A 24,245-nucleotide genomic window follows, 5' to 3' on the forward strand; every position below is an offset into this window, starting at 1 on the left:
TTACAAGAACATTGGAAAGAAGCACCATGTTTAAAAAAATCCTGATCGCCAATCGCGGTGAAATCGCCTGCCGTGTCGCCGCTACCGCCCACCGCTTGGGTGTCAAGACCGTGGCCGTGTACTCTGACGCCGACGCCAGTGCCAAGCACGTAGCCGCTTGCGATGAAGCCGTGCATATCGGCGGCAGCGCCCCCAAAGACAGCTACCTGCGCTGGGAGCGGATTATTGAGGCCGCCCACGCCACGGGTGCCCAAGCCATTCACCCCGGCTATGGCTTTTTGAGCGAGAACGAAGAATTTGCCCAAGCCTGCGCCAAGGCCGGTTTAGTCTTTATTGGCCCGCCTGCCTCGGCCATCCAAGCGATGGGTTTGAAGGCTGAATCCAAGCAACTGATGGAAAAGGCGGGCGTGCCCCTGGTGCCCGGCTACCACGGCTCCGACCAAGATGAGCGCCTGTTGCAGCACGAAGCCGACCGCATTGGCTACCCCGTACTGATCAAAGCCAGCGCTGGCGGTGGTGGCAAAGGGATGCGCGTGGTCGAGAAAAGCGAAGACTTTGCCGCTGCCCTTGCCTCGTGCCAGCGCGAAGCCATCAACAGCTTTGGCGATGATGCCGTGCTGATCGAAAAATACGTGCAGCGCCCACGCCACATTGAAATCCAAGTGTTTGGCGACACGCAAGGCAACTACGTTTACCTGTTTGAGCGCGACTGCTCGGTGCAGCGCCGCCACCAAAAGGTATTGGAAGAAGCCCCCGCCCCCGGCATGACGCCCGAAATGCGCGCCCAGATGGGGTTGGCAGCGGTGTCGGCAGCCCGTGCTGTGAATTACGTGGGCGCGGGTACGGTGGAGTTCATCGTCGAGCAACGCCCCGATGGCAGCATGGCCTTCTTCTTTATGGAGATGAACACCCGCTTGCAGGTGGAGCACCCCGTCACTGAGGCCATCACCGGCCAAGACTTGGTAGAGTGGCAACTGCGTGTGGCCGCTGGCGAACCCTTGCCGCTGATGCAAGAGCAACTGCAAATTACCGGCCACGCCATTGAGGCCCGTATCTGCGCTGAAAACCCCGAAAACCAGTTTTTGCCTGCCACCGGCACGCTGGCCGTGTACCGCAAGCCCACCTGCACCAGCTTTGCCCGTGGCGAGGTGCGCTTTGACGATGGCGTGCGCGAGGGCGACACCATCAGCCCGTTTTACGACCCAATGATCGCCAAGCTGATCGTCCACGGCGATACCCGCGAACAGGCACTGGCTCGTCTGGACGAAGCCTTGGCACAGACCCATATCGTTGGGCTGGCGAATAACGTGCAGTTCTTGCGCTTGGTGGCGCGTAGCCCCTCTTTTGCCACGGCCCAACTGGACACGGCACTGATCCCCCGCGAAGCCGCCGTGCTGTTTGGCCAAGAAACCGTGGGCCTGCCGCTGGCCGCTGCTGCCGCCGTGGCCCAAACCCTGCTGGCCGAGCAAACCCTAGAGGGTACCGACCCGTTCAGCCGCCGCGATGGCTGGCGCTCCCATGGCCGCAACCAGCGCAGCTTTGCCTTTGAGTTTGGCGGTGCCCCGGCCAGCGCTCAACTCACTTACTTGGGCGGCGGTGCCCTGCAACTGGCGGTACAACCCGGCCAAGACAGCCCGGCCAGCGCCGCCAGTGGCTCCCTGAGCTTCCAGCCACAGGCCAATGGCCAAATTGCCTTGCAGTTTGCCGACGAGCGCGCGCTGGTCAACGTCTATGCCCAAGGAGAAACCCTGCATGTGTTTGCCGCACGCGGCGCGACGCAAATCCTTGAAATCGACCTGCTGGCCCACGCGGGCGAAACCCATGCTGAAGGTGGCCGCCTCACGGCCCCGATGCCGGGCAAGGTGGTATCGTTTGCCGTGAAGGCGGGCGACAAGGTGAGCAAGGGCCAGCCCTTGGCCGTGATGGAAGCCATGAAAATGGAACACACCATTGCCGCCCCCGCCGATGGCGTGGTGGTCGAGTTGCTCTATGCGCCGGGCGATCAGGTCAGCGAAGGGGCCGAGCTGCTGCAACTGCAAGTGGCGGAGGCGGCAGCATGAGCCTGAGCCTGAGCCTGAGCCAACTCCCCAGCCGTGTGCGCCTGATTGATGTCGGGCCACGCGATGGCCTGCAAAACGAAAAAACCCCGGTGCCTGCCGAGGTGAAAATCGGTTTGGTGCAGCGCCTGCAAGACGCGGGCCTGCAAGAGATTGAAGTCACTAGCTTTGTCAGCCCAAAATGGGTGCCACAAATGGCCGACAACGCGCAGGTGATGGCGGGCATCCAGCGCCAGCCGGGGGTGCATTACTCGGTGCTCACGCCCAATTTGCAGGGCTACCAAGCCTCGTTGGCCTCCCAACCCGACGAAATCGTCGTTTTTGGTGCCGCCAGTGAAGCCTTCAGCCAAAAAAACATCAATTGCAGCATTGCTGAGAGCATTGAGCGCTTTGCCCCGGTGGTGCAGGCCGCGCTGGCTGCTGGCATCCGCGTGCGTGCTGCCATGAGTTGCACCGTCGGTTGCCCCTACGAGGGTGACATCGCCCCAGAGCGTGTGGCCTATTTGGCCGGGCTGCTCAAGCAAATTGGCGTGCAGCGTGTGGATGTGGCCGACACCATTGGCGTGGGCACGCCGCGCAAGGTGCAAGCTGCCATTGAGGCTACCTTGCGCCACTACCCCATCGACGATATTTCAGGCCATTTCCATGACACCTACGGCCAAGCATTGTCCAATACCTTGGCGGCGCTGGAGCTGGGGGTGTGGAACTTCCAATCCTCGGTAGCGGGCTTGGGCGGCTGCCCCTACGCCAAGGGGGCCACCGGCAATGTGGCTACCGAAGACGTGGTGTATATGCTGCACGGCATGGGCATTGATACTGGCATCGACTTGGACAAGCTGATTGACGCCGGTAGCTACATTAGCGATTTTCTGGGTCGCCAGTCGCATTCGCGTGTGGCGGTGGCGATGCTCAACCGCCGCGCAGGATAGATCACGAACGGGATCTAAATGGTGGGATGATGGCGGCCATTTTTCCGGAAAAAATATGGACGACACCACCATTCACCCACCCATTACCGCCCGCGCTCAGTTACTGGCTGAAGCGGGCTATTTTGCTCCTGATAGCGACGAGGCCGTGCCCTCGCCTTGCATCTCGGTGTGTCGCATGAGCGCTGACCAGAGCCATTGTGAGGGCTGCTTTCGTACTGTGGCAGAAATCCGCGCTTGGGCGGGTGCCGATAGCGCCGAGCGCCTCGGCATTTGGCACCAACTGGCCCAGCGTGCTGGCATAGCCTTTCCTCCTACCGCCACCCCACAGCCAGCCCAACCATGAAGCACATCACCTTTTATCTCGATTTTGTGTCGCCCTATGCTTGGCTGGCTTTTGAGAAGCTACCCCAAGTGCTAGAAGGCTTGAGCTACAGCGTCGAATACCGCCCGGTCTTGCTGGGGGCGCTGTTGCAAACGCAGGGCAATCCTGGCCCAGCGGGCATTCCGGCCAAACGCGACTGGACTTATCGCCATGTCACTTGGGTAGGCCAGCGCTTGGGTATTCCGTTGCAAATGCCAGCGTACCACCCCTTCCAGCCCTTGCCGTTGTTGCGCTTGGCACTGGCTTACAGCATGGATGGCAGCATCAACCGCTTTACAGCGGGGGCTTTTTTGCGCCACGTCTGGCAAGGCGGCCATGATGCGCTTGATCCGACCCGGCTCGAAACCTTATGCGCGTTACTGACCGAGCAACAACAAGGCAGCAGCGGCCTTGATGCCAAAGATTTGCTCTGGGCCAACACTGAGGCGGCAGCGGATCGGGGCGTGTTTGGTGTGCCCGCCTTTGAGGTGGATGGCAAAATATTTTGGGGGCTAGAGAGCCTGCCCATGCTACGTGGCTATCTGGAGGGCGATGCTTGGTTTGATAGCTATTGGCAGCAGGTGGCCCAAGTGCCTAGCGGCTTGCCACCGGCTAACACAGGAAAACCCTGATCTCCGTTGCAAGCCTTTTGCAAGCCCCGCCGGGTTGAATGGACACCATGCCCAATGCCTTCAACTTTGCTGCTTCGCCCTTTGACTGCCTTAACCCTGAAGAACAGGCGTTGGTGCGCAAGAATGTCGATATCGCCTACTTCCCTGAGGGCAAAGTAGTGCTCGATGTGGGTGCTGTGCCCACGCACCTGTTTATCCTCATCAAGGGCTATGTCACGCAGAGCGAAGGCGATGAGGTGCTAGCTACCTATGGCCCCGACGATACCTTTGATGGCCGGGGCTTGGTGGCTGGGCACGTCAGCAGCCGCTTTGTGGCCGCTGAAGAGGTGCTGGCCTACCAGCTTACCCACGAGGCCGTTAATGCGCTCATTGCCCGCAATGCTACTTTTGGCGCATTATTGTTTTCGGACATTGGGCAAAAACTCAACACGCTGGCGCAGCGCGGCGATGAGCACGAATTGCAATCGCTCACGCTGGCGCGGGTGGATGCAGCCTACCTGCGCCCAGCCCATGCGGTAGATGCACAGACCGACATCATCTCGGTGGTGCGTTTGTTTCAGGCCCAGCGCACCAACAGCGTGCTGGTCACAGGCTTGCCCAGTGGCGAGTTGGGTATTTTTAGCAGCACCACCTTGCAGCGGGCAGTGCTCGATGGCCGTGCCTTAGAGCACATCACCGTGGGCGAGTTTGCCAGCACGCCGGTGGTCACAGTGCGCCCCAGTGACCAATTGGGTGACGCGATGGCCCTGTTGTTGCGCAGCCGCGTGCATCGTTTGGTGGTGGTGGATGAACAAGGAGACATCCACGGCATTTTGGAGGCGCTGGACATGTTCAGCTTCCTGGCCAACCACTCGCACCTGATTACCGTACAAATTGAACATGCTGAAGATTTGGCGGCGCTAGAGCAGGCCGCTGCCCAAATCACCCGCTTGGTCACTTTGCTCTACCGAGGCGGCACTCGTATCCGCTTGATGGTCACTTTGGTGCAACAGCTCAATGCCCGGCTGTTTGAGCGTGCTTGGCAAATGCTGGCTCCGCCAGAGCTGGTGCGCAACAGTTGCCTGTTTGTGATGGGCAGCGAGGGCCGGGGCGAGCAACTGCTCAAAACCGACCAAGACAACGGCTTGATCTTGCGCGATGGCTACACCCCACCGGCAGACTTAGATGCCATCTGCCAGCGCTTTTCTCAGGCGTTGATCCGCTTTGGCTACCCAGAATGCCCCGGTTTTATCATGGTGAGCAATTCGGCATGGCGCGATGACGTCAGTGCCTGGGCGCAAAAAGCACGGCAATGGCTGTTGCTGCCCGATGCCGATAGCCCCATGCACTTGGCCATCTTTATGGATGCCCATGCCGTGGCCGGAGATGCCCGTTTGCTCGATGAGGTGCGCGCCCGATTGATGGAACTGGCCATCGACAACGATGCCCTGTTAGGCCGTTTTGCAGCAGTGGTGGATTCCTTTGGGCACCATGCCAGCTGGTGGAGCCGCCTGCTGGGCAACGGCCACGGCGCGCGCGGCCTCAACCTGAAAAAAGAAGGTATTTTTCCGATTGTGCATGGCGTACGCAGTTTGGCCTTGGCCCGGCGCATCGTGCAAACTAGCACTGCCGAGCGCATTACTGCACTGGTGGCCGATGGCGCGCTCAGTGCCAGCCAAGGTGCTGAACTGACAGAAAGCCTGTTCTTTTTGATGGGGCTGCGCCTGAAAGCTGGGCTGGCCGAACTGGACACCGGCCATGCCGTCAGTGGCGATGTGCTGCCTGAGCACCTGAGCAGCCTAGAGCGCGATTTGCTCAAAGACACCCTTGCTGTGGTCAAGCGCTTTAAGGTGCTGCTGCACCTGCGTTTCCGGTTGGATGCGTTATGAGCAACAATATTTCGGCCCCCCGGCGCTTGTTACAACAATGGCAGCGGCGCTGGCAGTTGCGCCAGCTCACGGACCCACAATACCGTTTCTTGTGGGAGCCGCCACCCGCCGATGAATGGGTGTCACTCGATTGTGAAACCACCGGGCTGAATGTGCGCAGCGACGAGATCATCTCTATCGGTGCGGTGCGCATTGCGGGCCAGCGCATCCTCACCAGCCAGCGCCTAGAGCTATTGGTGCGCCCCGACAAGGGTGTGTCTGCTGAGAGCGTGTGCATTCACCGCCTGCGCGAGCAAGATGTGGCTCAAGGGCTACCCTTGGCCCAAGCCATGCACGAGTTGCTGCACTTTATTGGCAGCAGGCCGCTGGTGGGCTATTTTTTAGAGTTTGATGTAGCCATGCTCAACCGGGCCATGCGCCCATTGTTGGGCACGGGCCTGCCCCAGCCACAGATTGAAGTCTCGGCGCTGTACTACGACTACAAGTTTCAGCAACTTCCGCCCTATCAGCAGCAAGAAAATGCCGACATTGATCTGCGTTTTGACACCTTGATGGCTGAGTTGCAGCTACCCCGGCGCGATGCCCACGACGCCCTCAATGACGCCGTGATGGCCGCCTTGGCTTTTATCAAGCTGCGCCAGTTGGCCGCCACTAGCTAACGCCCTGCTTTGCGCCAATGCAGCATGGCCTCTTTGCCCGCTGGTGTTAGCAGCGGCTGCAACTGACGCCAGCTCAGGGATATGCTGTCGTTGCAGGCGCGCATGGCATGGGAGTGCTGGGTGTCAAACACCAACCCTTGGGGGGTGGGGTAGGGTTGGGCCATCTCCATGTATTCAGCGTCTTCGGCGCAATCGTCTGCAGGGGTGTTGCGCGGGTCGTGCTTTTCTAGCAGTGCCCGCAAGGGGGTACGTATGGCGTCACCAGAGGGGTTGTGTTGCGGTGCTGCCGCCTTGGCACCACCTTGCAACCAGTCCCAAACCACGATGGGTGTGCCGGCGTTCAAGTTCCAAGTCAGGTACGACACCGAAGAAAAATTGTGTGCGCCCCCGCAATACACCTCCGGGGTAAAGTCGCGCAGCACCAGCGTGCTATCTGTCCAAAACAGCGGCTCTAGGGTCCTGTCCCAAGTGCTGCCGCCCATGCGCGTGCATTCGTAGTCTTGCAGGGCTTGCTCGCCCAGCCATTGGTAGGCATAGGCGTTCAAGGCCACGATGCCCGGACTATTGCCCGGCAATTGCAAGGCGCGGGCAACGGGGGTGCGCAACTCTTGGTAGGGCCGCCCTTGGTGTTGCCGGGGGTGCGATTGCACCGCATGGGCTTCTTGGATGGGGCGATAAAAGCTGGCATCACAAGCGGCATCTTCTTGTGGTGCCCCCTGCTCGGAGGTGGGTAGGCGCTGCAATTGAATGGGCAGCTTTTTGCTACTGGCTAAGTCGCGCCAAGTGCCATGCAGCCCGCCTTGGGTATCAGGCTCCAACTGCCAGTGTGCCAGCGGGCGCAGCTCAAAACTACCAGCCTCATGCACTTTTTCGGTCAGGGCAAGCTGCCCAGTGTGCAAGGCTTGGCGCAAGGCATGGGGGCTGCTGGAGGTGGCCTCTAACCACAGGCCCCGGCGCTGTTGCAGGTGGTAATACTGGGCCGCTAGGGGCGATAGGCACACCATTACGGGCTGTGTGCCAATACTGCCCTTCCAAGTGCCTTGGTACGCTAAGGGGGCAGTGGCTGGAGCAGCGATTGCCGCAGCAGTGGCTAGCAGGGTAGTAGCGGCACAAAACAAGCTGGCAGGGATACGCGCAAGCACGGCTTTCAATCGAAACTCCTTGATGAAGGCAGGCAATGTGCTGCAAGATAGCGAAAAAAAACCGGGCTACCAGACCCGGTTTTTGTAGAAGACAGGCACCAGCGCAGAACGATGGCGCCTTGGTCAGGGCCTTGGCTTAGTGGCCAGAAGCACCCGAAGCACCCAGACCGGTTTCCGAACGCACGCGCTGTGCCGGGAAGGCAGCACGTTCACGGGCGGCATTGGCGCTCTTGTCGGTGATCGAGAACAGCCAGACACCCAAGAAGCCGATGGTCATGGAGAACAGGGCAGGCGAGCTGTAGGGGAACCAAGCGGAACCCTTAGGATTGCCCAGCGTAGCTTCCCACACCGATGGCGACACCACGGTCAGGGCTACGGAGGAGATCAGACCCAAGAAGCCACCGATCACGGCGCCACGGGTGGTGCAGTCTTTCCACAGCACGGACATGAACAGCACAGGGAAGTTGGCCGAAGCAGCAATAGCGAAGGCCAGCGACACCATGAAGGCGATGTTTTGCTTTTCAAACGCAATACCCAACACCACAGCGATGATGCCCAGAGCCAGCGTAGTGATACGCGAGACCTTCAGCTCAGCGGCGCTGTCAGCGTTACCCTTCTTGATGACGGTAGCGTACAAGTCGTGCGACACAGCAGAAGCGCCCGACAAGGTCAAACCAGCGACCACAGCCAAGATGGTGGCAAAAGCCACAGCAGAGATAAAGCCGTAGAACACGTTGCCACCGACAGCCTTGGCCACCAGCACCGCAGCCATGTTGGCCGTACCAGCACCGCCATGGATCACGCCCTTGGCGACATCAGCAAACTCAGGGTTGGTCAGCACCAAGGTGATAGCGCCAAAACCGATGATGAAAATCAGCACGTAGAAGTAGCCGATCCATGTGGTAGCCCAGAACACGGACTTGCGTGCTTCTTTGGCATCAGGCACGGTAAAGAAGCGCATCAGGATGTGAGGCAGACCAGCAGTGCCGAACATCAGGGCCATACCGAAAGAGATGGCAGAGATGGGGTCTTTGATGAAGCCACCGGGGCCCATGATAGCCAAACCGATTTTGGCAGCTTCTTCAGGTGTTTTGCCAGAGTTAGCGGCAATGGCGGTACGCACTTCAACGCCCTTAGCGAACAGCGCTTCGGGGCTAAAGCCAAACTGGGCCAGCACCATGATGGCCATGAAGGTCACGCCTGCCAGCAACAGCACGGCCTTGATGATCTGCACCCAAGTGGTGGCTGTCATGCCGCCAAACAGCACGTAAATCATCATCAGAGCACCAACGATGACCACAGCCATCCAGTATTCCAAGCCGAACAGCAGCTTGATGAGCTGACCTGCACCGACCATTTGTGCGATCAGGTAGAAGGCCACCACCACCAGCGTGCCGGAGGCAGCAAAGGCGCGAATGGGGGTTTGTTGGAAGCGATAACCGGCCACGTCGGCAAAGGTGAACTTGCCCAAGTTACGCAGGCGCTCGGCCATCAGGAAGGTGATGATGGGCCAGCCCACCAAGAAGCCGATGGAGTAGATCAGGCCGTCATAGCCCGAAGCCATCACCGCAGCGGAAATACCCAAGAAAGAAGCAGCCGACATGTAGTCGCCCGCAATGGCCAAGCCATTTTGAAAACCAGTGATACCACCACCACCGGTATAGAAGTCGGCGGCAGATTTGGTTTTGGAGGCAGCCCACTTGGTGATGTAGAGCGTACCGGCCACAAAAGTGGCGAACATGATGATGGCCGTCCAGTTGGTGGCCTGTTTGGCCGCTTGGCCCACATCAGCCCCAGCGGCGTAGGCGCCCCCGGCAGCCAGCAGCGCTACCAAGGCGCCCAACAATTGTGTATGAACCTTCATTTGGAAGCGTCCTTCAGGATTTCTTGGGTCAAGCGGTCAAACTCACCGTTGGCGCGATTGACATAGTAGCCAGTGATGGCAATGGTGAAAACGATCACGCCAAAGCCGATGGGAATACCCAAAGACGTGACGCCAGCGCCGATAGGCTGGGCCAGAAAAGGCTTGTTGAAGGCAATGAGGGCGATGTAGCCGTAATAGACGACCAACATCAAAATGGTCAGGAACACGCCTAGACCGCCGCGCTTACTGCGCAACTCCAGGTACTTGGGATGGCTCTGTATTTTGTCTACCACCGGATCGCTCATCGCGTTGTCTCCTCAGGAATGGATGAAAGGCAAAGCCACAAAAACACACGGGCTTCGCGACGTTGGCCCATTCTGCAAATGCCGTCTGACCAACTCCTTACGAAAATCGCACAAAACTGTCATTTAACTATTTGATTTACTGGGGAAAACCCGTTGGTAATTACCCTAGGTTTTGCCCTGCCAAGTGGTGGTGGGCTGCGCTTGTTGGTGGTTTAAGGCACCATCAGCAGGTTTTGGGGTGTTTCCTTTTTTCTGAAAGATTCTTCATGAGCGATGGCCTGATCCGTATTCGTGGCGCTCGCCAGCACAACCTGCAAAACTTGGATCTGGACATTCGCACGGGAGAGCTGACGGTGGTGACTGGCCCCAGTGGGTCGGGTAAATCGAGCTTGGTGTTCGATACCTTGTATGTCGAGGGCCAACGCCGCTATGTAGAGACTTTTAGCGCCTATGCCCGTCAGTTTTTAGAGCGCATGGACAAGCCCGCTGTGGACTCTATCGAGGGTGTGCCACCGGCCATTGCCATCGACCAGACTAATCCGGTGCGCAGTTCACGCTCTACCGTGGGCACGATGACCGAGCTAAACGACCACCTCAAACTGCTGCTGGCGCGTGCTGGGCAGTTGTTTGACCGCCAGACGGCGCAGCCGGTGCGCCACGACAGCCCAGAGAGCATTTACGCCCAGTTGCAGCAGCGCAGCGCGGTGGCCGCCGACCCCCGGCTGGTGCTGACCTTTGCGGTAGAGCTGCCAGCAGATACCAGCGCCGAGCAGGTGCAGCAGTGGCTGCTTGCCAGCGGCTTTACCAAAGTGCAGGCGCAACGCAGTGTTGAAACCCCGAATGGGCCGCGCCAAGTGCTGGATGTGGTGGCGGATCGTTTTCGTATCGGCACGGTGGACAAGGCCCGTGCGATGGATGCGATTGAAACGGCGCTGCAACGCGGCAGCGGGCGGCTGCAAGTGTATGTGTTGGCCGAGGGGCAAGAGGCCCAACTGTGGCGCTTTTCTACCGGGCTGCATTGCCCCGACAGTGACTTGCGCTACAGCGAGCCGATACCCTCGGCGTTTTCGTTCAATTCAGCGGTGGGGGCCTGCGAAACTTGCCGGGGCTTTGGCCGGGTGATTGGCGTCGATTGGGGGCTGGTGATTCCGGACGGCAAACGCACCCTGCGCGAGGGTTGTATCAAAGTGATCCAGACCCCGGCGTGGAAAGAGGTGCAAGACGACCTGATGCGCCATGCCGAGACCGAAGGCATCCCCCGCGATACGCCTTGGAATTTGCTCACGCCAGAACAACAGCACTGGGTGTTGCAAGGCTCGCCGCGCTGGAACGGCAAATGGCAGCAACAGTGGTACGGCATTCAGCGCTTCTTTGTTTATCTGGAGAGCAAAGCCTACAAAATGCACATCCGGGTGCTGCTGTCCAAATACCGCAGCTATACCGAATGCCCGCACTGTGCCGGTGCGCGCCTGAAAACCGAGAGCCTGCTCTGGCGCATTGGCAGCCAAGAAGATGCCGCTGCCGTGTTGCAGCCAGCTCAGCGCTTTTTGCCAGTCGGCGTGGCGTGGACCCGCGCCCAATTGGAAGCCTTGCAGGGGCTGTGCCTGCATGACTTGATGCGGCTGCCCATTGCCCGGTTGCGGCAATTCTTTGACCGGCTGGCTACCACCGGCCAAGGCGGTGATGCCCAAGCCCTGCGCTTGCTGCACACGGAAATCAGCACCCGGCTCAAGTACCTATGCGATGTGGGCATTGGCTACCTGACGCTAGACCGGCAAAGCCGCACTTTAAGCGGCGGTGAGGTGCAGCGCATCAACCTGACCACGGCGCTGGGCACCTCGTTGGTCAATACGCTGTTTGTGCTGGATGAGCCTAGCATTGGCCTGCACCCGCGTGATATGCACCGCATCACCGAAGCCATGCTGCGCCTGCGCGATGCAGGCAATACGCTGGTGGTGGTAGAGCACGACCCGGCGGTGATGCTGGCCGCCGACCGCATCATCGATATGGGGCCAGGCCCCGGCGAGCGCGGCGGCCAGATCGTGTTTGATGGCAGCACCGATGCCTTGCGCCACGCCGACACCCTGACCGGCCAGTATTTGGGCGGACGCAAGCACATTGGCATGGGTTTTGTGCGCCCAGTGAACGATGCTACGCCGCGCCTGCTGCTAGAAGGCGTGCGCGCCCACAATCTGCAAAACCTGACGGTGGGTTTTCCGCTGCAACGCTTGGTCACGGTGACTGGGGTGAGCGGCTCCGGCAAATCGACGCTGATCCAAAACGTGTTGGCTCCGGCGCTGTTGCGCCACTTTGGTCTTGCCACCGAGGCCCCCGGTACCCACGACCGGCTCTTGGGCGCAGAGCACCTCAGTAGCGTGGTGTTTGTCGATCAGTCGCCGATGGGCAAAACGGCGCGCTCCAATCCGGTCAGTTATGTCGGGGCTTGGGATGCAGTGCGCGAATTGTTCGCCACCACGCCGGTGTCGCGCCAGCGCGGTTATACCGCTGCCAAGTTCAGCTTTAACAGTGGTGATGGGCGCTGCCCGACCTGTGGCGGCTCCGGTTTTGAGCACGTCGAGATGCAGTTTCTCAGCGATGTCTATCTGCGCTGCCCCGATTGCCATGGCCAGCGCTATCGCCCCGAAATTTTGGAAGTCACGCTAGAGCGCACCCGCCCCGTGCCATCAGGGTCTGCCCCTGAGGCTTTGGAAACTGTGGTGATGAGCGTGGCCGATGTGCTGGCGCTGACGGTCAGCGAGGCCGCCGTGCTGTTTGCCCAAGACCATGCCGTGATGGCGGGGCTGCGCCCGCTGTTGGATGTCGGGTTGGAATACATCCGCTTGGGCCAGCCGGTGCCCACCTTGTCGGGCGGTGAGGCGCAGCGGCTCAAACTGGCGGGCCATCTGGCCGAAGCGGGGCGCACGGCCAGCAAATCACGCCAGCCGCTGGCACGCAAGGGCACGCTGTTTTTGTTGGACGAGCCGACCACCGGCCTGCATTTTGACGATATTGCTAAGTTGATGCGGGCATTGCGTCAGTTGGTGGATGTCGGGCATTCGCTGGTGGTGATTGAACACAATTTGGACGTGATTCGCGCCAGCGATTGGCTGATTGACCTTGGCCCAGAAGGCGGCGATGGTGGCGGTCAGATCGTGGCCGAAGGTACCCCGCACGAGTTGCGCCAGCACCCCACCTCCCACACCGGCGCGGCGCTGCGCGACTATGCGCAGGCGTTGGGCGTGCTGCCTTTGAGTGTGCAAGAGTCCCAACCCCACTGGGGCCAGCCCGCCAGCGCCAGCCGCCAGCCTTCAGCGCCTGAGTGCATCCAGATCGTTAATGCCAAAGAACACAACCTGAAGGGCTTGTCGGTGGATATTCCTCGCGGGCGCTTCAATGTGATTACCGGCGTCAGCGGTTCGGGCAAATCGACGCTGGCGTTTGATATTTTGTTCAACGAGGGCCAGCGCCGTTATTTGGAGTCGCTCAACGCTTATGCGCGCAGCATCGTGCAGCCTGCTGGGCGGCCCGAAGTGGATGCCGTGTATGGCATTGCACCCACGGTGGCGATTGAGCAGCGCTTGTCACGGGGCGGGCGCAAATCGACGGTGGGCACGGCTACCGAGGTGTGGCATTTTCTGCGCTTGCTCTATGTCAAGCTGGGGGTGCAGCACTGTATTCACGACGCTACCCCGGTGCAGCCGCAAACGATTGACCGCATCGCGGCGCAGTGGCTGACGGAGTTTCGCGGCCAGCACATTGGTGTGCTGGCTCCGTTGGTGGTCAACCGCAAGGGCGTTTATACCGAGTTGGCCGATTGGGCGCGCCAGCGCGGCTACACCCATCTGCGCGTGGATGGGGAGTTTTTGCCGACCACGGGCTTTCCGCGTCTAGACCGCTTTAAAGAACACACCATCGAGCTGCCAGTGCTCAGTTTGGATGTGGCCCCAGAGCAAGAAGCCCTGTTGCGCACCGCCCTAGCGCGGGCGCTGGAGCATGGTAAGGGTGTGGTGCATGTGTTGAGCGATTTGCATGGTCTGCTTGAAGCTATGCAGGCGGGCAGCAGCACCGCTGGCATTGGGCGTTTGCAGGTGTACTCCACCCTGCGCGCCTGCCCGGTGTGCGCCACCAGCTATGCCGAACTACAACCGTCCCTGTTCAGCTACAACAGCAAGCATGGCTGGTGCCCGCATTGCGTCGGTACGGGGGTGCAATTGACAGCGGCGCAGCGCAAGGCGTTGGACGACTCGGTGCGCGACGACAAGGACAAAGGCCGCGAGCAAACCTTTGCCGAGCCCGACATGGACGATGTGGCCGATACCCCTTGCCCGCATTGCGAAGGCACGCGCTTGAACGCTACGGCACGCGCTGTGCGCTTTGGCGGCCACAGCATCACCGAGGTGGCCCGGTTGCCCATTGGCCACATCCACCATTGGCTTGGTAGCCTGACGCTGAGTGAGCGCGAAACGGGCATTGCCCGTGACCTGATCCCAGAAATCCGCAGCCGCTTGGAGTTTTTGCAAGAAGTGGGCTTGGGCTATTTGACGCTAGACCGGGGCGCGCCCACGCTCTCAGGTGGTGAGGCGCAGCGCATTCGGCTGGCGGCGCAACTGGGCAGCAATTTGCAAGGCGTGTGCTATGTGCTGGACGAGCCGACCATCGGCCTGCACCCCCGTGACAACCATATCCTGCTCAATGCCCTGCAAAAGTTGGGCGACAAGGGCAATACGCTGGTGGTGGTGGAGCACGACGAAGACACGATCCGCCGTGCCGATCATCTGATCGACATCGGCCCCGGTGCAGGTCAGCGCGGCGGGCAATTGGTGGCCCAAGGCAGCGTGGCCGACCTGACCGCCGCGCCAGATTCGCAAACCGGCCGCTACCTGTTGCACGCTATGCGCCACCCGCTGCAAGCGCGCCGCACTATTGACGACACCCCAGACACGGCTTGGCTCACTGTGCACGGTGCATCTCTGCACAATTTGCAGCAGATCACCGCCCGCGTGCCTCTACACCGGCTGGTGGCCGTGACAGGGGTGAGTGGTTCGGGCAAATCCACCTTAGCGCGGGATGTGCTGCTGGCCAATGTGGCCGCGTGGGTGCAACAGCGCAGCACCTATGCGGGCAGGCAAGCGATGGATGCAGGCCAAGCGCCACCCTTGCACGGCTGCACCGGCTTGCAAGGGTTTGACAGCATCAGCCGCGTGCTGGAGGTCGATCAAACGCCGATTGGCAAGACGCCGCGTTCCTGCCCGGCCACCTATATTGGCTTTTGGGACAACATCCGCAAACTGTTTGCCCAAACGCTAGAGGCCCAAGCGCGTGGCTACAGCGCCGGGCGCTTTAGTTTTAACACCGGCGCGGGCCGCTGCCCCAGTTGCGAAGGCGCAGGCATCCGCACCATTGCCATGAGCTTTCTTCCCGATGTGAAGGTGCCTTGCGAGGTGTGCCACGGTGCCCGCTTTAACCCCGAAACGCTGGCCGTGACATGGCGTGGCAAGCACATTGGTGAAGTGCTGCGCATGGAAGTGGACGAGGCGGTGGGCTTTTTTGCCTCCATGCCTGCCATTGCCCACCCGCTGCAATTGCTGCAAGACGTGGGCTTGGGCTACCTGACCTTGGGCCAGCCCTCGCCCACCCTGAGTGGCGGCGAAGCCCAGCGCATCAAGTTGGTCACCGAGTTGACCAAGGTGCGCGACGACATCACCCGCCGGGGCCAAAAAGCGCCCCACACGCTGTATGTGCTGGACGAGCCGACCGTGGGCCTGCACATGGCCGACGTGGATCGGCTGATCCGGGTGTTGCACCGGCTGGTGGATGGCGGCCACAGTGTGATCGTGATTGAACACGATTTGGATGTGATTGCCGAAGCCGACTGGGTGCTGGACTTGGGGCCAGAAGGCGGCGATGCCGGGGGCCGCATGGTGGCCGTGGGCACGCCGGAGGCCTTGGTGCAGGCCGGTACGCACACCGGGCAGGCATTGGCCTCGGTGCTGGCGCGTTCCTAGATCAAGATAAAGATCAACGTCCGTAGCTCGATTGCAGCACAGCAGACCCTAGGCGGTTCATGTGAATCATGAACCCAACCATGGCCGGGGAAGCGTCGGCTGGCACGGGCAGTTGCTCTACCTTCAGCGCATGGACGGTCATCACATAGCGGTGCGCTCCCGTACCTGCGGGTGGACACGCGCCGCCAAAACCGGGGGTACCAAAGTCGGTGCGACCTTGCATGGCTCCAACGGGCAAGCCCTGACCTTTGGCGTTGCCCGCGTCTTCAGGCAAAGCTTGCACTTGCGCCGGTATGTTGTACACCACCCAATGCCACCAGCCTGAGCCGGTAGGGGCATCTGGGTCGTACAAGGTGATGGCAAAGCTTTTGGTGCCAGCCGGTGCGTTCTGCCATTGCAGGGCGGGTGAACGGTTGCCGCCAGAGCAACCAAAGCCGTTGTACACATGGGCATGGGGCAGAGACTTTTCTGCCTGAAATGTGGGACTGCGCAGAGAGAAATCGTCTGCCCGTGCCGTGCTCAACGAGGCCAATAACAGGGCAGCACAGAGGGTGTGAAAGTGAAGTTTCATTGGAAGGGTTTTCCTTACAGAAAAGAGGTTCAATACGACAGCCCGTCTGTGTGGAAAAAAGCCCTAGCGCCGTTGGACGCTTTGTGGCGGGCGGGCGGGCCTATCGGCTGCTCGCACAACCGTGGGTATGTGATCGTGGTGCATACACAGAACCTGTCGTGGTGATGGTGTAGCGCCATGGTGCCCGCCCGATGGGGTTGTGCGTTAGCCGCTTTCTGTCAGCTTTTGTGCATCGTCTTTCAATCTGGCGCGCACTACGGAAGGTGGCACGCCCCAACGCTCCAGAAAGGCTGCACTGAAACGACTGTGGGATTGCCACCCACAAAGCTGGGCCACTTCGCCTATCGACAGCCGTGTGGTTTGCAGCATGTTCAAGGCCAGCTCCAAGCGCACTTCTTTGACCAAGGCGGCCAGCGTGGTGCCACTGCCATTCAGGCGTCGTCTCAGGGTGGATTCACTGATGTGAAACGCTGTGGCCAGCGTGGGTACGTCCCAATCGGCGTGCGGTCGTTGGGCTACCAAGCGCCTGACCTTGTCTGCCCAAGAGACTTCATACTGGCCCGCAAACCGCACCCCCCTTTGGGCCAGTAGCAACAGCACTTCCATCGTGCGATGGCGCAGCAAAGAGTCGCCCATAGGGCGGGCTGATACCGGCGGCAAGGTGCGTTGCATGGCCGACAGCAATTCCTCATCTACGGTCAGCACATGGGCCGAGTGCATCACAGGAATGGACGTGCTGCCTTCAAGCGCATTGAGTTCTTGTAGCAGCGCATCCGGAAAGGCCAGAGCGATGGCTTGGTATTCGGGGCTTCCTTGTGGGTCATTGGTCACGTCCCACTGAGTACCCTGTGCCAGAACGACGCCTTGGCCCGTACCAGCATAGAGCGTGGTGCCGGGTATGTGCAAATGCTTGAGGCCCCGGCATACCACCACCAAAAGATCTGTACGGACAGAGAGCGTTTTGAGGGTGTAGGTGCTGGTGGCAACCACCCGTGCGCTGTGAAACAGTTCCATGCGCGTGATGGTGTTTCAAACGGCCAAAGATTGCGCCCGTTCGGCCAGTCCCTGCGCGCAGGCGGCAGCGCTGGCCCAAGCCCACTGGAAGTTGTAGCCGCCCAGCCAGCCGGTAATGTCCACCACCTCGCCCACAAAATACAACCCCGGCTGTGCTTTGGCCTCCATCGTTTGTTGCGATAGGGCTTTGGTGTCGATGCCGCCCAGCGTGACTTCGGCCTTTTTGTAGCCTTCGGTGCCGGTGGGTGTGAGTTGCCAGCGGCTCAGGCGCTCGGCCAGCCGGGCCAAGGCTTTGTCGGCGGCTTCGGCAATGGGGCGCTGCCAATCAGCCTCTTGGCTGGCCCAAGCATCGGCCAAGCGGCTGGGCACCAGCGTGGATAGTTCATTGGCAATCAGTTTGCGCGAGCGCAGCTTGGCCTGTGCCAGCGCCGTGGGCAAATCCACGGTGGGCGCTAAATTGAGCGACAGTGGCGTGCCTTCTTGCCAGTAGCTGGAAATTTGCAACACCGCTGGGCCAGACAAGCCCCGGTGGGTAAAGAGCAAATCTTCATCAAAGGCCATTTGGGCTTTTTTGCTACCGGTGCTGATGGTCACGGGCAAGGCCAGCCCAGACAATTGGGCGTAGGGTGCCCAGTCTGCGCCATCAAAGGTGAGTGGTACCAAGCCAGGGCGGCGTTCTACCAAGGCCATATCAAACTGTTGCGCCAGCCGATAGCCTATATCGGTAGCCCCAATTTTGGGGATGGACAGCCCGCCCGTAGCCACCACCAAGCTGGGGGCTTGCACCAAGCCTTGGCTGGTCTCCAACTGGTAGCTGCCGCCAGATGTTGAGGCGACAAAACTGATTTTTTGCACCTTACACGGCTGCCAGCGCTGCACCTGCCCAGCAGCACATTCGGCCAGCAGCATCTGGATGATGTCTTCAGCCGAGCGGTCGCAAAACAGTTGGCCCTTGTGCTTTTCATGAAATGGGATGCTGTGCTTTTGCAACAGCGCGATAAAGTCTTGCGGCGTGTAGCGCGACAGCGCCGAGCGGCAAAACTGCGGGTTTTGGCCGACAAAATGCTTGTGTGGGGCACGCACATCCAAATCGCGGTTGGTGAAGTTGCAGCGTCCGCCACCAGAGATACGGATTTTTTCCGCCACGCGATCGGCATGGTCGATCAGCAGCACCTTCAGGCCGCGTTGGCCCGCTTGGGCGGCACAAAACAGACCGGCGGCACCGGCCCCAAGGATGATGGCGTCAAAGGTAAGGCTCAAAAGGTGCTCCAAGGCCAGAGAAGAACAAGATAGGGCCGTGAGGTTAGCCGATGGCGGGCGGCTGTATGGGCGCTTGTTTACCCTTCGGTATCGCCACCCACTCCCCGCGCCCGGTGTTCGCGCTCTTCATGCAGTGCGCGGGCTTTCATGCTTTCATGGACAAAGGCGATATGACCCTCTACGGCTCGCACGGCAGCGGCGGGGTCGGCATCGCGGATGGCTTCCCAGACGGCGCGGTGCTGTTCACGCAGGCGGCCCCAGTCTTCTTCATTGCGGCGCAGGTGGCGCAGGTTGCGGTCGATGTGGTCGTTAATCACCTTGAGCAGGCTGGCGGTGAGGTGGCCGATCATCGCATTGTGGGCCGCCTCGGCCACAGCTTGGTGAAAAGCCAAGTCGGCCTTGACCTGTTGGGCTAGCACGGCGGTAGAAGTGCCTTGGGCAAACAATGCATCGACCCGGGCATAAGCTTCGCCAATGCGTTGCCGGTCGGCATCGGTGGCCCGCCGGGCCGCTAGGCGAGCGGCTTCTTTTTCTAACATGCCACGAAACTCTAGCAGGTCATCTTGGAGCTTGGGGTGTTGGGCCAGCATGTTGTGCCAAGGGTCGGTAAAACCGGCATCGAGCTGGTCGGTAACGTAGGTGCCGCCACCTTGGCGGCTGAACAGCATCCCTTTAGACACCAATTTTTGGATTGCCTCGCGCAGCGAGGGGCGGGAGACGCCCAACTCCACACACAGCTCCCGTTCTGGTGGCAGGCGATCACCGGGTTTTAAGGCACCGTCCAAGATGCGGCGTTCTAGTTCGTGAACGATGGTGTCGGAGAGTCGCTGTACGACGAGTTTGCCAGTGGCCATAACAAGCATGAAGAAATTGGTCTGACCAAAATTTTACAACTCCCTTTGGTATCAACAGGGCTAAAAATGGGGTAAAACTACAGGTTTACCCTTGTTTTTACCCAAAATTAGCATATTTACGGCTGGGGTGGATTGACTTTCACAAAGTTCCTAGGTAAATTTTGCTGCACACAGTCAATTGGTCTTACCAATTTACCAAGCAGTCTATAAATACAGTGTCTGCGTCACGCAATACACACCGGGGGGTCACCCGGACAGGAGCACAAATGAGTCACCCCGCAACCGGCGCGTCTGCGCGCAGCTATCCGCCCCGCCCACAGGCGGTGTACTTTTATGGCACCTGTTTGGTGGATATGTTGGTGCCTGAAGCCGGGCTGGATGCCATCACCCTGCTAGAGCAGGAGGGCATCCGGGTGATTTTTCCAGACAACCAAACCTGCTGCGGTCAACCGGCCTTGACCAGTGGTTTTCCGGGTGAGGCGCGGCAGGTGGTGGCGTCGCAGTTGGATTTGTTTCCGGGTGACTATCCCATCGTGGTGCCTTCAGGCTCCTGCGGCGGCATGATCCGCTGGCACTGGGAAAAAGTGGTGGCCGACGATCCGGCCCTTAAAGCCAAAGCCGCTGCCATTGCTGCGCGCACCTATGAGCTGGCCGAGTTTCTGCTCCATGTCGTGGGTTTCAACCGCCCCGACCAAGGCCCAGCCACCACCGTCACCCTGCATACCTCGTGCTCTGCCCGGCGCGAAATGGGCACCCATTTGGCAGGCAGTGAACTATTGGCCCGGCTGGGCAATGTCACGCTGGCCCACCACGACCATGAATCCGAATGCTGCGGTTTTGGCGGCACCTTCTCGCTCAAGCACCCAGATGTGTCCACGGCAATGGTCAGTGACAAGGTGGCGGCCCTCAAGGCCACCGGCGCGCAGCAAATGGTGACAGCCGATTGTGGCTGTATGCTCAACATCACCCGGCACGCTGCATGGCAAGACCAGAACGCTGGCGCTGGCAAGCCCTCCTTGCAAGGTGAGCATTTGGCTACCTTTTTGCTACGCCGTTTGGGCGGCCAGCCTGCTGGAGAGCAGCGATGAGCGCCCGCGACCGTATTTTGGCCAAGTTGCGCGCCCATCAGCCAGCGCCGCCCCCATCTCTGCCCGACTTGGACGCCCATTACGCCCCCCGCGCCCGTGGCGAGTCCATCGCAGAGCGGCTGGTGCGTTTTCGTGCGGGCATTGAGGGCTTTCAAGCCCAAGTCCACCTGAGCACCGAGGCTGATTGGCCTGCGCTGTTGGCCCAGTTGTGCGCGCAAAAGCAAGTAGGCACGCTGATGTATGGTGCCGACACTCCGGCGGGCCGCCGTCTGCAAACGGATGGTGTGGGGCAAACCACGCTGCGCCCGTGGGTGGGCCAGTTTGAAGACCTGAAAGCCGATTTGTTCCACCGCGTCGATGCTGGATTTACCCAAGCCCGTGGGGCCATCGCCGAGACCGGCAGCCTGATTGTTTGGGCCTCAGAGGCAGAGCCGCGCACCCTGTCGCTGGTGCCACCGATCCACTTTGCGTTGTTGGATGCGCGCACCATCCACCCCACTTTCTTTGACGCGTTGCGCGCCGAGCGCTGGGCGGCGGGCCTGCCCACCAATGCTTTGCTGATTTCTGGCCCGTCCAAGACCGCCGACATCCAGCAAACCTTGGCCTATGGTGCCCACGGCCCCAAAGAGCTGGTGGTGATCGTCACCCATACCGAAGGAGAGGCACTATGAGCACCCAACCCCAGCCCATCGCCTTTGTCTCGGCCCAAGCCCTGCGCGAGCGCATGCACGGTGCAGTCAACAACGCCCACCTGCGCCAGAGCTTTCGGGGCGCGATGGATTTTTTGATGACCAAGCGGGCGGCGCAGTTTCCTGACCCGGCAGAGTTGGAATCGCTGCGCAGCCTGTCAGAGCGCATCCGCCAGTACAGCTTGTCTAAGTTGCCCGATCTGCTGGAGCAGTTGGAGGCCAACCTGACGCGCAACGGCGTGAAAGTGCATTGGGCCGAAACCCCCGAAGAGGCCAACGCCATCATGCTCGGCATTGCCCACCAGCACGCGGCCAAGTTGGTCGTCAAGGGCAAGTCGATGGTGAGCGAGGAGATCGAGTTCAACCACGCCATGGAAGCCGCAGGCATTGGCGCGCTCGAATCGGACATGGGCGAATACATCGTGCAACTGGCCGGAGAGAAGCCCTCGCACATCATCATGCCCGCCATCCACCAAACCAAACAGCAAATTGCCAAGCTGTTTGCCGAGCACATTCCGGGCGTGGATTACACCGACAACGTGGACACGCTGATCCAAATTGGCCGCCGCGTGCTGCGCGAAAAGTTTGAGCAGGCCGAGATTGGCCTGTCGGGCGTGAACTTTGCGGTGGCCGAAACTGGCACCTTGTGCTTGGTCGAGAACGAAGGCAATGGCCGCATGTGTACCACCGTGCCCAAGGTGCATATTGCCATCACCGGCATCGAAAAGATTGTCGAAAAGCTGGAGCACGTGGCACCGCTGTATTCGATCCTGACGCGCTCGGCTACGGGGCAAGCGGTATCGACCTACTTCAACTTGATTTCTGGCCCGCGCCGCCCCGGCGAAAAAGATGGCCCAGAAGAGGTGCATTTGGTGCTGCTGGACAATGGCCGCAGCCAAGCCTATGCTGATGAGCAATTGCGCAAAACGCTGCAATGTATCCGCTGCGGTGCCTGCATGAACCACTGCCCGGTATACACCCGCATTGGCGGCCATGCCTACGGCACCACCTACCCCGGCCCCATCGGCCAGATCATCTCGCCACACATGATGGGGTTGGAACAAACCCACCTGCTGCCCACGGCCTCTAGCCTGTGCGGTGCTTGTGGCGAGGTCTGCCCAGTCAAGATTCCGATTCCTGAATTGCTGATGCGCCTGCGCAGCGAAGCCCAAAGCGCCCCCCATGCCCAGCCCGCCATGGTGGGCCAAGGCGCGGGCTACGACCCAAAGATCAGCTTTGCTTGGCGGATGTGGGCGCGGGTGTACAGCCACCCCAGCGCCTACCGCGCGTTCAGTTGGCTGGCTACGCGCTTTCGCGTTCTGACGCCGCGCCAACAAAGCGGCTGGACGGCAGCGCGCACCCCCTTGCAACCAGCACCACGAAGGCTAAGAGACATGCTCCGAGAGCGACGATAACGCTGTCCGCCCGTTGTGGCGGCCCCTGTAACCCGCCTGCCCTGAATGCCTACGGCGCTCTTCTGCCCCTGTCCTAGGGGGCGGAGAGGGCCGATTTTTCCCCTGCCACCCTATCAATCCCTTTACCGGGAGGAGCACCCCTGTGTCCACGCTTTTTGACACCCTGCGCCAGCGCCTGCCCGCCGAGCGCGTGATTACCGATGAACTGCGCCGCTTGGCCTATGGCACCGATGGCAGCTTTTACCGTTTGATTCCTGAGGTGGTCACGGTGGTGCAAACCGAGGATGAAGTGCGCGCCGTGATGGACATCGCCCGCGCCCACCAGCGTCCCGTCACCTTTCGTGCGGCAGGCACCAGCCTGTGCGGTCAGGCAGTAACGGATGGCGTGTTGGTGTTGCTGGGCGAGGGGTTGGCCACCTGTGAGATCAGCCCCGATGGCGCCACCGTGCAGCTTGGCCCGGCCATCGTAGGGGCAGAAGTGAACCGCCGTTTGGCTCCGCTGGGGCGCAAAATTGGCCCCGATCCGGCCTCCATCAATGCCGCCAAGATTGGTGGCATGGCGGCCAACAACAGCTCTGGCATGTGCTGCGGCACGGCGCAGAACAGCTACCACACGCTGGCGGCGCTGCGCGTGATGCTGGCCGATGGCACGGTGCTCGATACCGGCGATGCCCACAGCGTGGCCGCTTTTCGCCAAAGCCACCGCGCCTTGCTGGAGCGGCTGGATGTGTTGGCCGCCGGGGTGCGCGCTGATGCCGCCTTGAGCGCACGCATCCGTGCCAAGTACAAAATCAAGAACACCACGGGCTACAGCCTCAATGCCTTGGTTGATTACCACGACCCAGTGGCTATTTTGGTCCACCTGATGATTGGCTCTGAGGGCACACTGGGCTTTATCTCCCGTATCACGTACCACACGGTGCCAGAGTATGCGCACAAGGCCAGCGTACTGGCATTCTTTCACGACATGGAAAGCGCCTGCCGCGCCGTGATTGGCCTGAAAACCCGGCCTGTGGATGCGGTGGAACTGTTAGATCGGGCCTCGCTGCGTTGTGTGGCCGACAAACCGGGAATGCCGCCGCTGTTGGCAACCTTGCCCGAAGGGGCTACCGCACTGCTGATCGAAACCCGTGCGCCCTCGGCAGAAGATTTGCAACAGCGCATGGATGCCGTGTTGCAAGAGTTGGCGGCCTACCTGTAGGGACTTGCATTTGAAAAGCGTCAGGCCTGCATTCAGCGCATTTTTGGGCCAACATTAACTGCGTCTATCAGCGCCCTCAGGCCAGCATTAAGTGCAACTGAACTTGCGTTTGACGGTGCAGGCCTGCATTGCATGGCCGCCGGCCAACATTAAGTGCAACTGACCGGGCTTGGGCACCATCCAGCAAACCTTCGATTTCTGGACGGTTGACCCTGATCAGGCTGATGCTGCGAAATCAGCCTCTAGATCGTCCAAAAACCCTTTCCATTTATCAACATCCGTCTACAATAAATTTCAACGCACCAGTTGGACGATCCATGATTCTTGGCTA

At 60.3% G+C, this 24,245-nt stretch carries 18 protein-coding genes; 11 read left to right on the forward strand and 7 right to left on the reverse strand.

Translation table 11 applies throughout. From position 1 onward, the window contains the following. Positions 1 to 26 precede the first annotated feature (26 nt). The 6 genes from BMX55_RS13535 to BMX55_RS13560 are packed head-to-tail and all read left to right on the forward strand — an operon-like array spanning position 27 to position 6,506. The gene (locus BMX55_RS13535) at positions 27 to 2,060 is read left to right on the forward strand and encodes an acetyl/propionyl/methylcrotonyl-CoA carboxylase subunit alpha (protein WP_091458596.1); all 2,034 of its coding nucleotides are present in this window, start codon (positions 27 to 29) and stop codon (positions 2,058 to 2,060) included. Next, positions 2,057 to 2,986, forward strand: coding sequence for a hydroxymethylglutaryl-CoA lyase (locus tag BMX55_RS13540; protein WP_091458598.1), 930 nt, complete (start codon positions 2,057 to 2,059; stop codon positions 2,984 to 2,986). The genes BMX55_RS13535 and BMX55_RS13540 overlap by 4 nt, the downstream gene beginning before the upstream one ends. A 55-nt stretch (positions 2,987 to 3,041) precedes the next feature. Next, positions 3,042 to 3,329 carry a DUF1289 domain-containing protein gene (locus BMX55_RS13545; protein WP_091458600.1) on the forward strand — a complete coding sequence of 96 codons (288 nt, stop codon included), beginning with the start codon at positions 3,042 to 3,044 and terminating at the stop codon, positions 3,327 to 3,329. Then, complete coding sequence (locus tag BMX55_RS13550) at positions 3,326 to 3,979, forward strand: 2-hydroxychromene-2-carboxylate isomerase (RefSeq protein WP_091458602.1); 654 nt, start codon at positions 3,326 to 3,328, stop codon at positions 3,977 to 3,979. Before BMX55_RS13545 ends, BMX55_RS13550 begins: the two co-directional genes overlap by 4 nt. Positions 3,980 to 4,026: 47 nt before the next feature. Next, complete coding sequence (locus BMX55_RS13555) at positions 4,027 to 5,847, forward strand: DUF294 nucleotidyltransferase-like domain-containing protein (RefSeq protein ID WP_091458633.1); 1,821 nt, start codon at positions 4,027 to 4,029, stop codon at positions 5,845 to 5,847. Then, positions 5,844 to 6,506, forward strand: coding sequence for a 3'-5' exonuclease (locus BMX55_RS13560; protein WP_091458604.1), 663 nt, complete (start codon positions 5,844 to 5,846; stop codon positions 6,504 to 6,506). The genes BMX55_RS13555 and BMX55_RS13560 overlap by 4 nt, the downstream gene beginning before the upstream one ends. Here BMX55_RS13560 and BMX55_RS13565 read toward each other — a convergent pair. The 3 genes from BMX55_RS13565 to BMX55_RS13575 all read right to left on the reverse strand — a co-directional run bounded on the left by BMX55_RS13565 (position 6,503) and on the right by BMX55_RS13575 (position 9,817). Beyond that, a complete protein-coding gene (locus tag BMX55_RS13565) occupies positions 6,503 to 7,657 on the reverse strand; it encodes a hypothetical protein (protein ID WP_143059683.1) in 1,155 nt (384 codons plus the stop codon). The genes BMX55_RS13560 and BMX55_RS13565 overlap by 4 nt on opposite strands. A gap of 127 nt (positions 7,658 to 7,784) precedes the next feature. Next, positions 7,785 to 9,512, reverse strand: a complete 1,728-nt coding sequence (locus tag BMX55_RS13570; RefSeq protein WP_091458607.1) for a cation acetate symporter — start codon at positions 9,510 to 9,512, stop codon at positions 7,785 to 7,787. Beyond that, positions 9,509 to 9,817, reverse strand: a complete 309-nt coding sequence (locus tag BMX55_RS13575; protein ID WP_091458608.1) for a DUF485 domain-containing protein — start codon at positions 9,815 to 9,817, stop codon at positions 9,509 to 9,511. Before BMX55_RS13575 ends, BMX55_RS13570 begins: the two co-directional genes overlap by 4 nt. A gap of 266 nt (positions 9,818 to 10,083) precedes the next feature. Here BMX55_RS13575 and uvrA point away from each other — a divergent pair, with 266 nt between their 5' ends. Further along, positions 10,084 to 15,822 (forward strand): excinuclease ABC subunit UvrA, encoded by a 5,739-nt coding sequence (gene uvrA / locus BMX55_RS13580; RefSeq protein ID WP_091458609.1) that lies wholly within the window; start codon positions 10,084 to 10,086, stop codon positions 15,820 to 15,822. 13 nt (positions 15,823 to 15,835) lie between these two features. Here the strand turns inward: uvrA and BMX55_RS13585 are convergent, their stop codons facing one another. The 4 genes from BMX55_RS13585 to BMX55_RS13600 all read right to left on the reverse strand — a co-directional run bounded on the left by BMX55_RS13585 (position 15,836) and on the right by BMX55_RS13600 (position 19,521). Further along, complete coding sequence (locus tag BMX55_RS13585; RefSeq protein ID WP_091458610.1) at positions 15,836 to 16,393, reverse strand: YbhB/YbcL family Raf kinase inhibitor-like protein; 558 nt, start codon at positions 16,391 to 16,393, stop codon at positions 15,836 to 15,838. 204 nt (positions 16,394 to 16,597) lie between these two features. Then, positions 16,598 to 17,407 (reverse strand): helix-turn-helix transcriptional regulator, encoded by an 810-nt coding sequence (locus BMX55_RS13590; protein WP_091458611.1) that lies wholly within the window; start codon positions 17,405 to 17,407, stop codon positions 16,598 to 16,600. Positions 17,408 to 17,422: 15 nt separating this feature from the next. Continuing rightward, positions 17,423 to 18,667: a BaiN/RdsA family NAD(P)/FAD-dependent oxidoreductase gene (locus tag BMX55_RS13595; protein WP_245751459.1), complete on the reverse strand. Its 1,245-nt coding sequence runs from the start codon at positions 18,665 to 18,667 to the stop codon at positions 17,423 to 17,425. Between the two features lie 77 nt (positions 18,668 to 18,744). Further along, positions 18,745 to 19,521, reverse strand: a complete 777-nt coding sequence (locus BMX55_RS13600) for a GntR family transcriptional regulator (protein ID WP_091458614.1) — start codon at positions 19,519 to 19,521, stop codon at positions 18,745 to 18,747. Positions 19,522 to 19,787: 266 nt separating this feature from the next. On the opposite strand from BMX55_RS13600, the gene BMX55_RS13605 reads away from it, so the two are divergent. From BMX55_RS13605 to BMX55_RS13620, 4 genes are all read left to right on the forward strand, one after another. Then, positions 19,788 to 20,609 (forward strand): (Fe-S)-binding protein, encoded by an 822-nt coding sequence (locus tag BMX55_RS13605; RefSeq protein ID WP_091458616.1) that lies wholly within the window; start codon positions 19,788 to 19,790, stop codon positions 20,607 to 20,609. Beyond that, a complete protein-coding gene (locus BMX55_RS13610) occupies positions 20,606 to 21,280 on the forward strand; it encodes a LutC/YkgG family protein (RefSeq protein WP_091458618.1) in 675 nt (224 codons plus the stop codon). The genes BMX55_RS13605 and BMX55_RS13610 overlap by 4 nt, the downstream gene beginning before the upstream one ends. Next, on the forward strand, positions 21,277 to 22,713 hold the full coding sequence (locus tag BMX55_RS13615) for a LutB/LldF family L-lactate oxidation iron-sulfur protein (protein ID WP_218144505.1): 1,437 nt from the start codon (positions 21,277 to 21,279) through the stop codon (positions 22,711 to 22,713). Before BMX55_RS13610 ends, BMX55_RS13615 begins: the two co-directional genes overlap by 4 nt. 142 nt (positions 22,714 to 22,855) lie before the next feature. Then, a complete protein-coding gene (locus BMX55_RS13620; protein WP_218144506.1) occupies positions 22,856 to 23,914 on the forward strand; it encodes an FAD-binding oxidoreductase in 1,059 nt (352 codons plus the stop codon). Positions 23,915 to 24,245: the final 331 nt, after the last annotated feature.

The organism is Giesbergeria anulus (assembly GCF_900111115.1).
Classification (GTDB): domain Bacteria; phylum Pseudomonadota; class Gammaproteobacteria; order Burkholderiales; family Burkholderiaceae_C; genus Simplicispira; species Simplicispira anulus.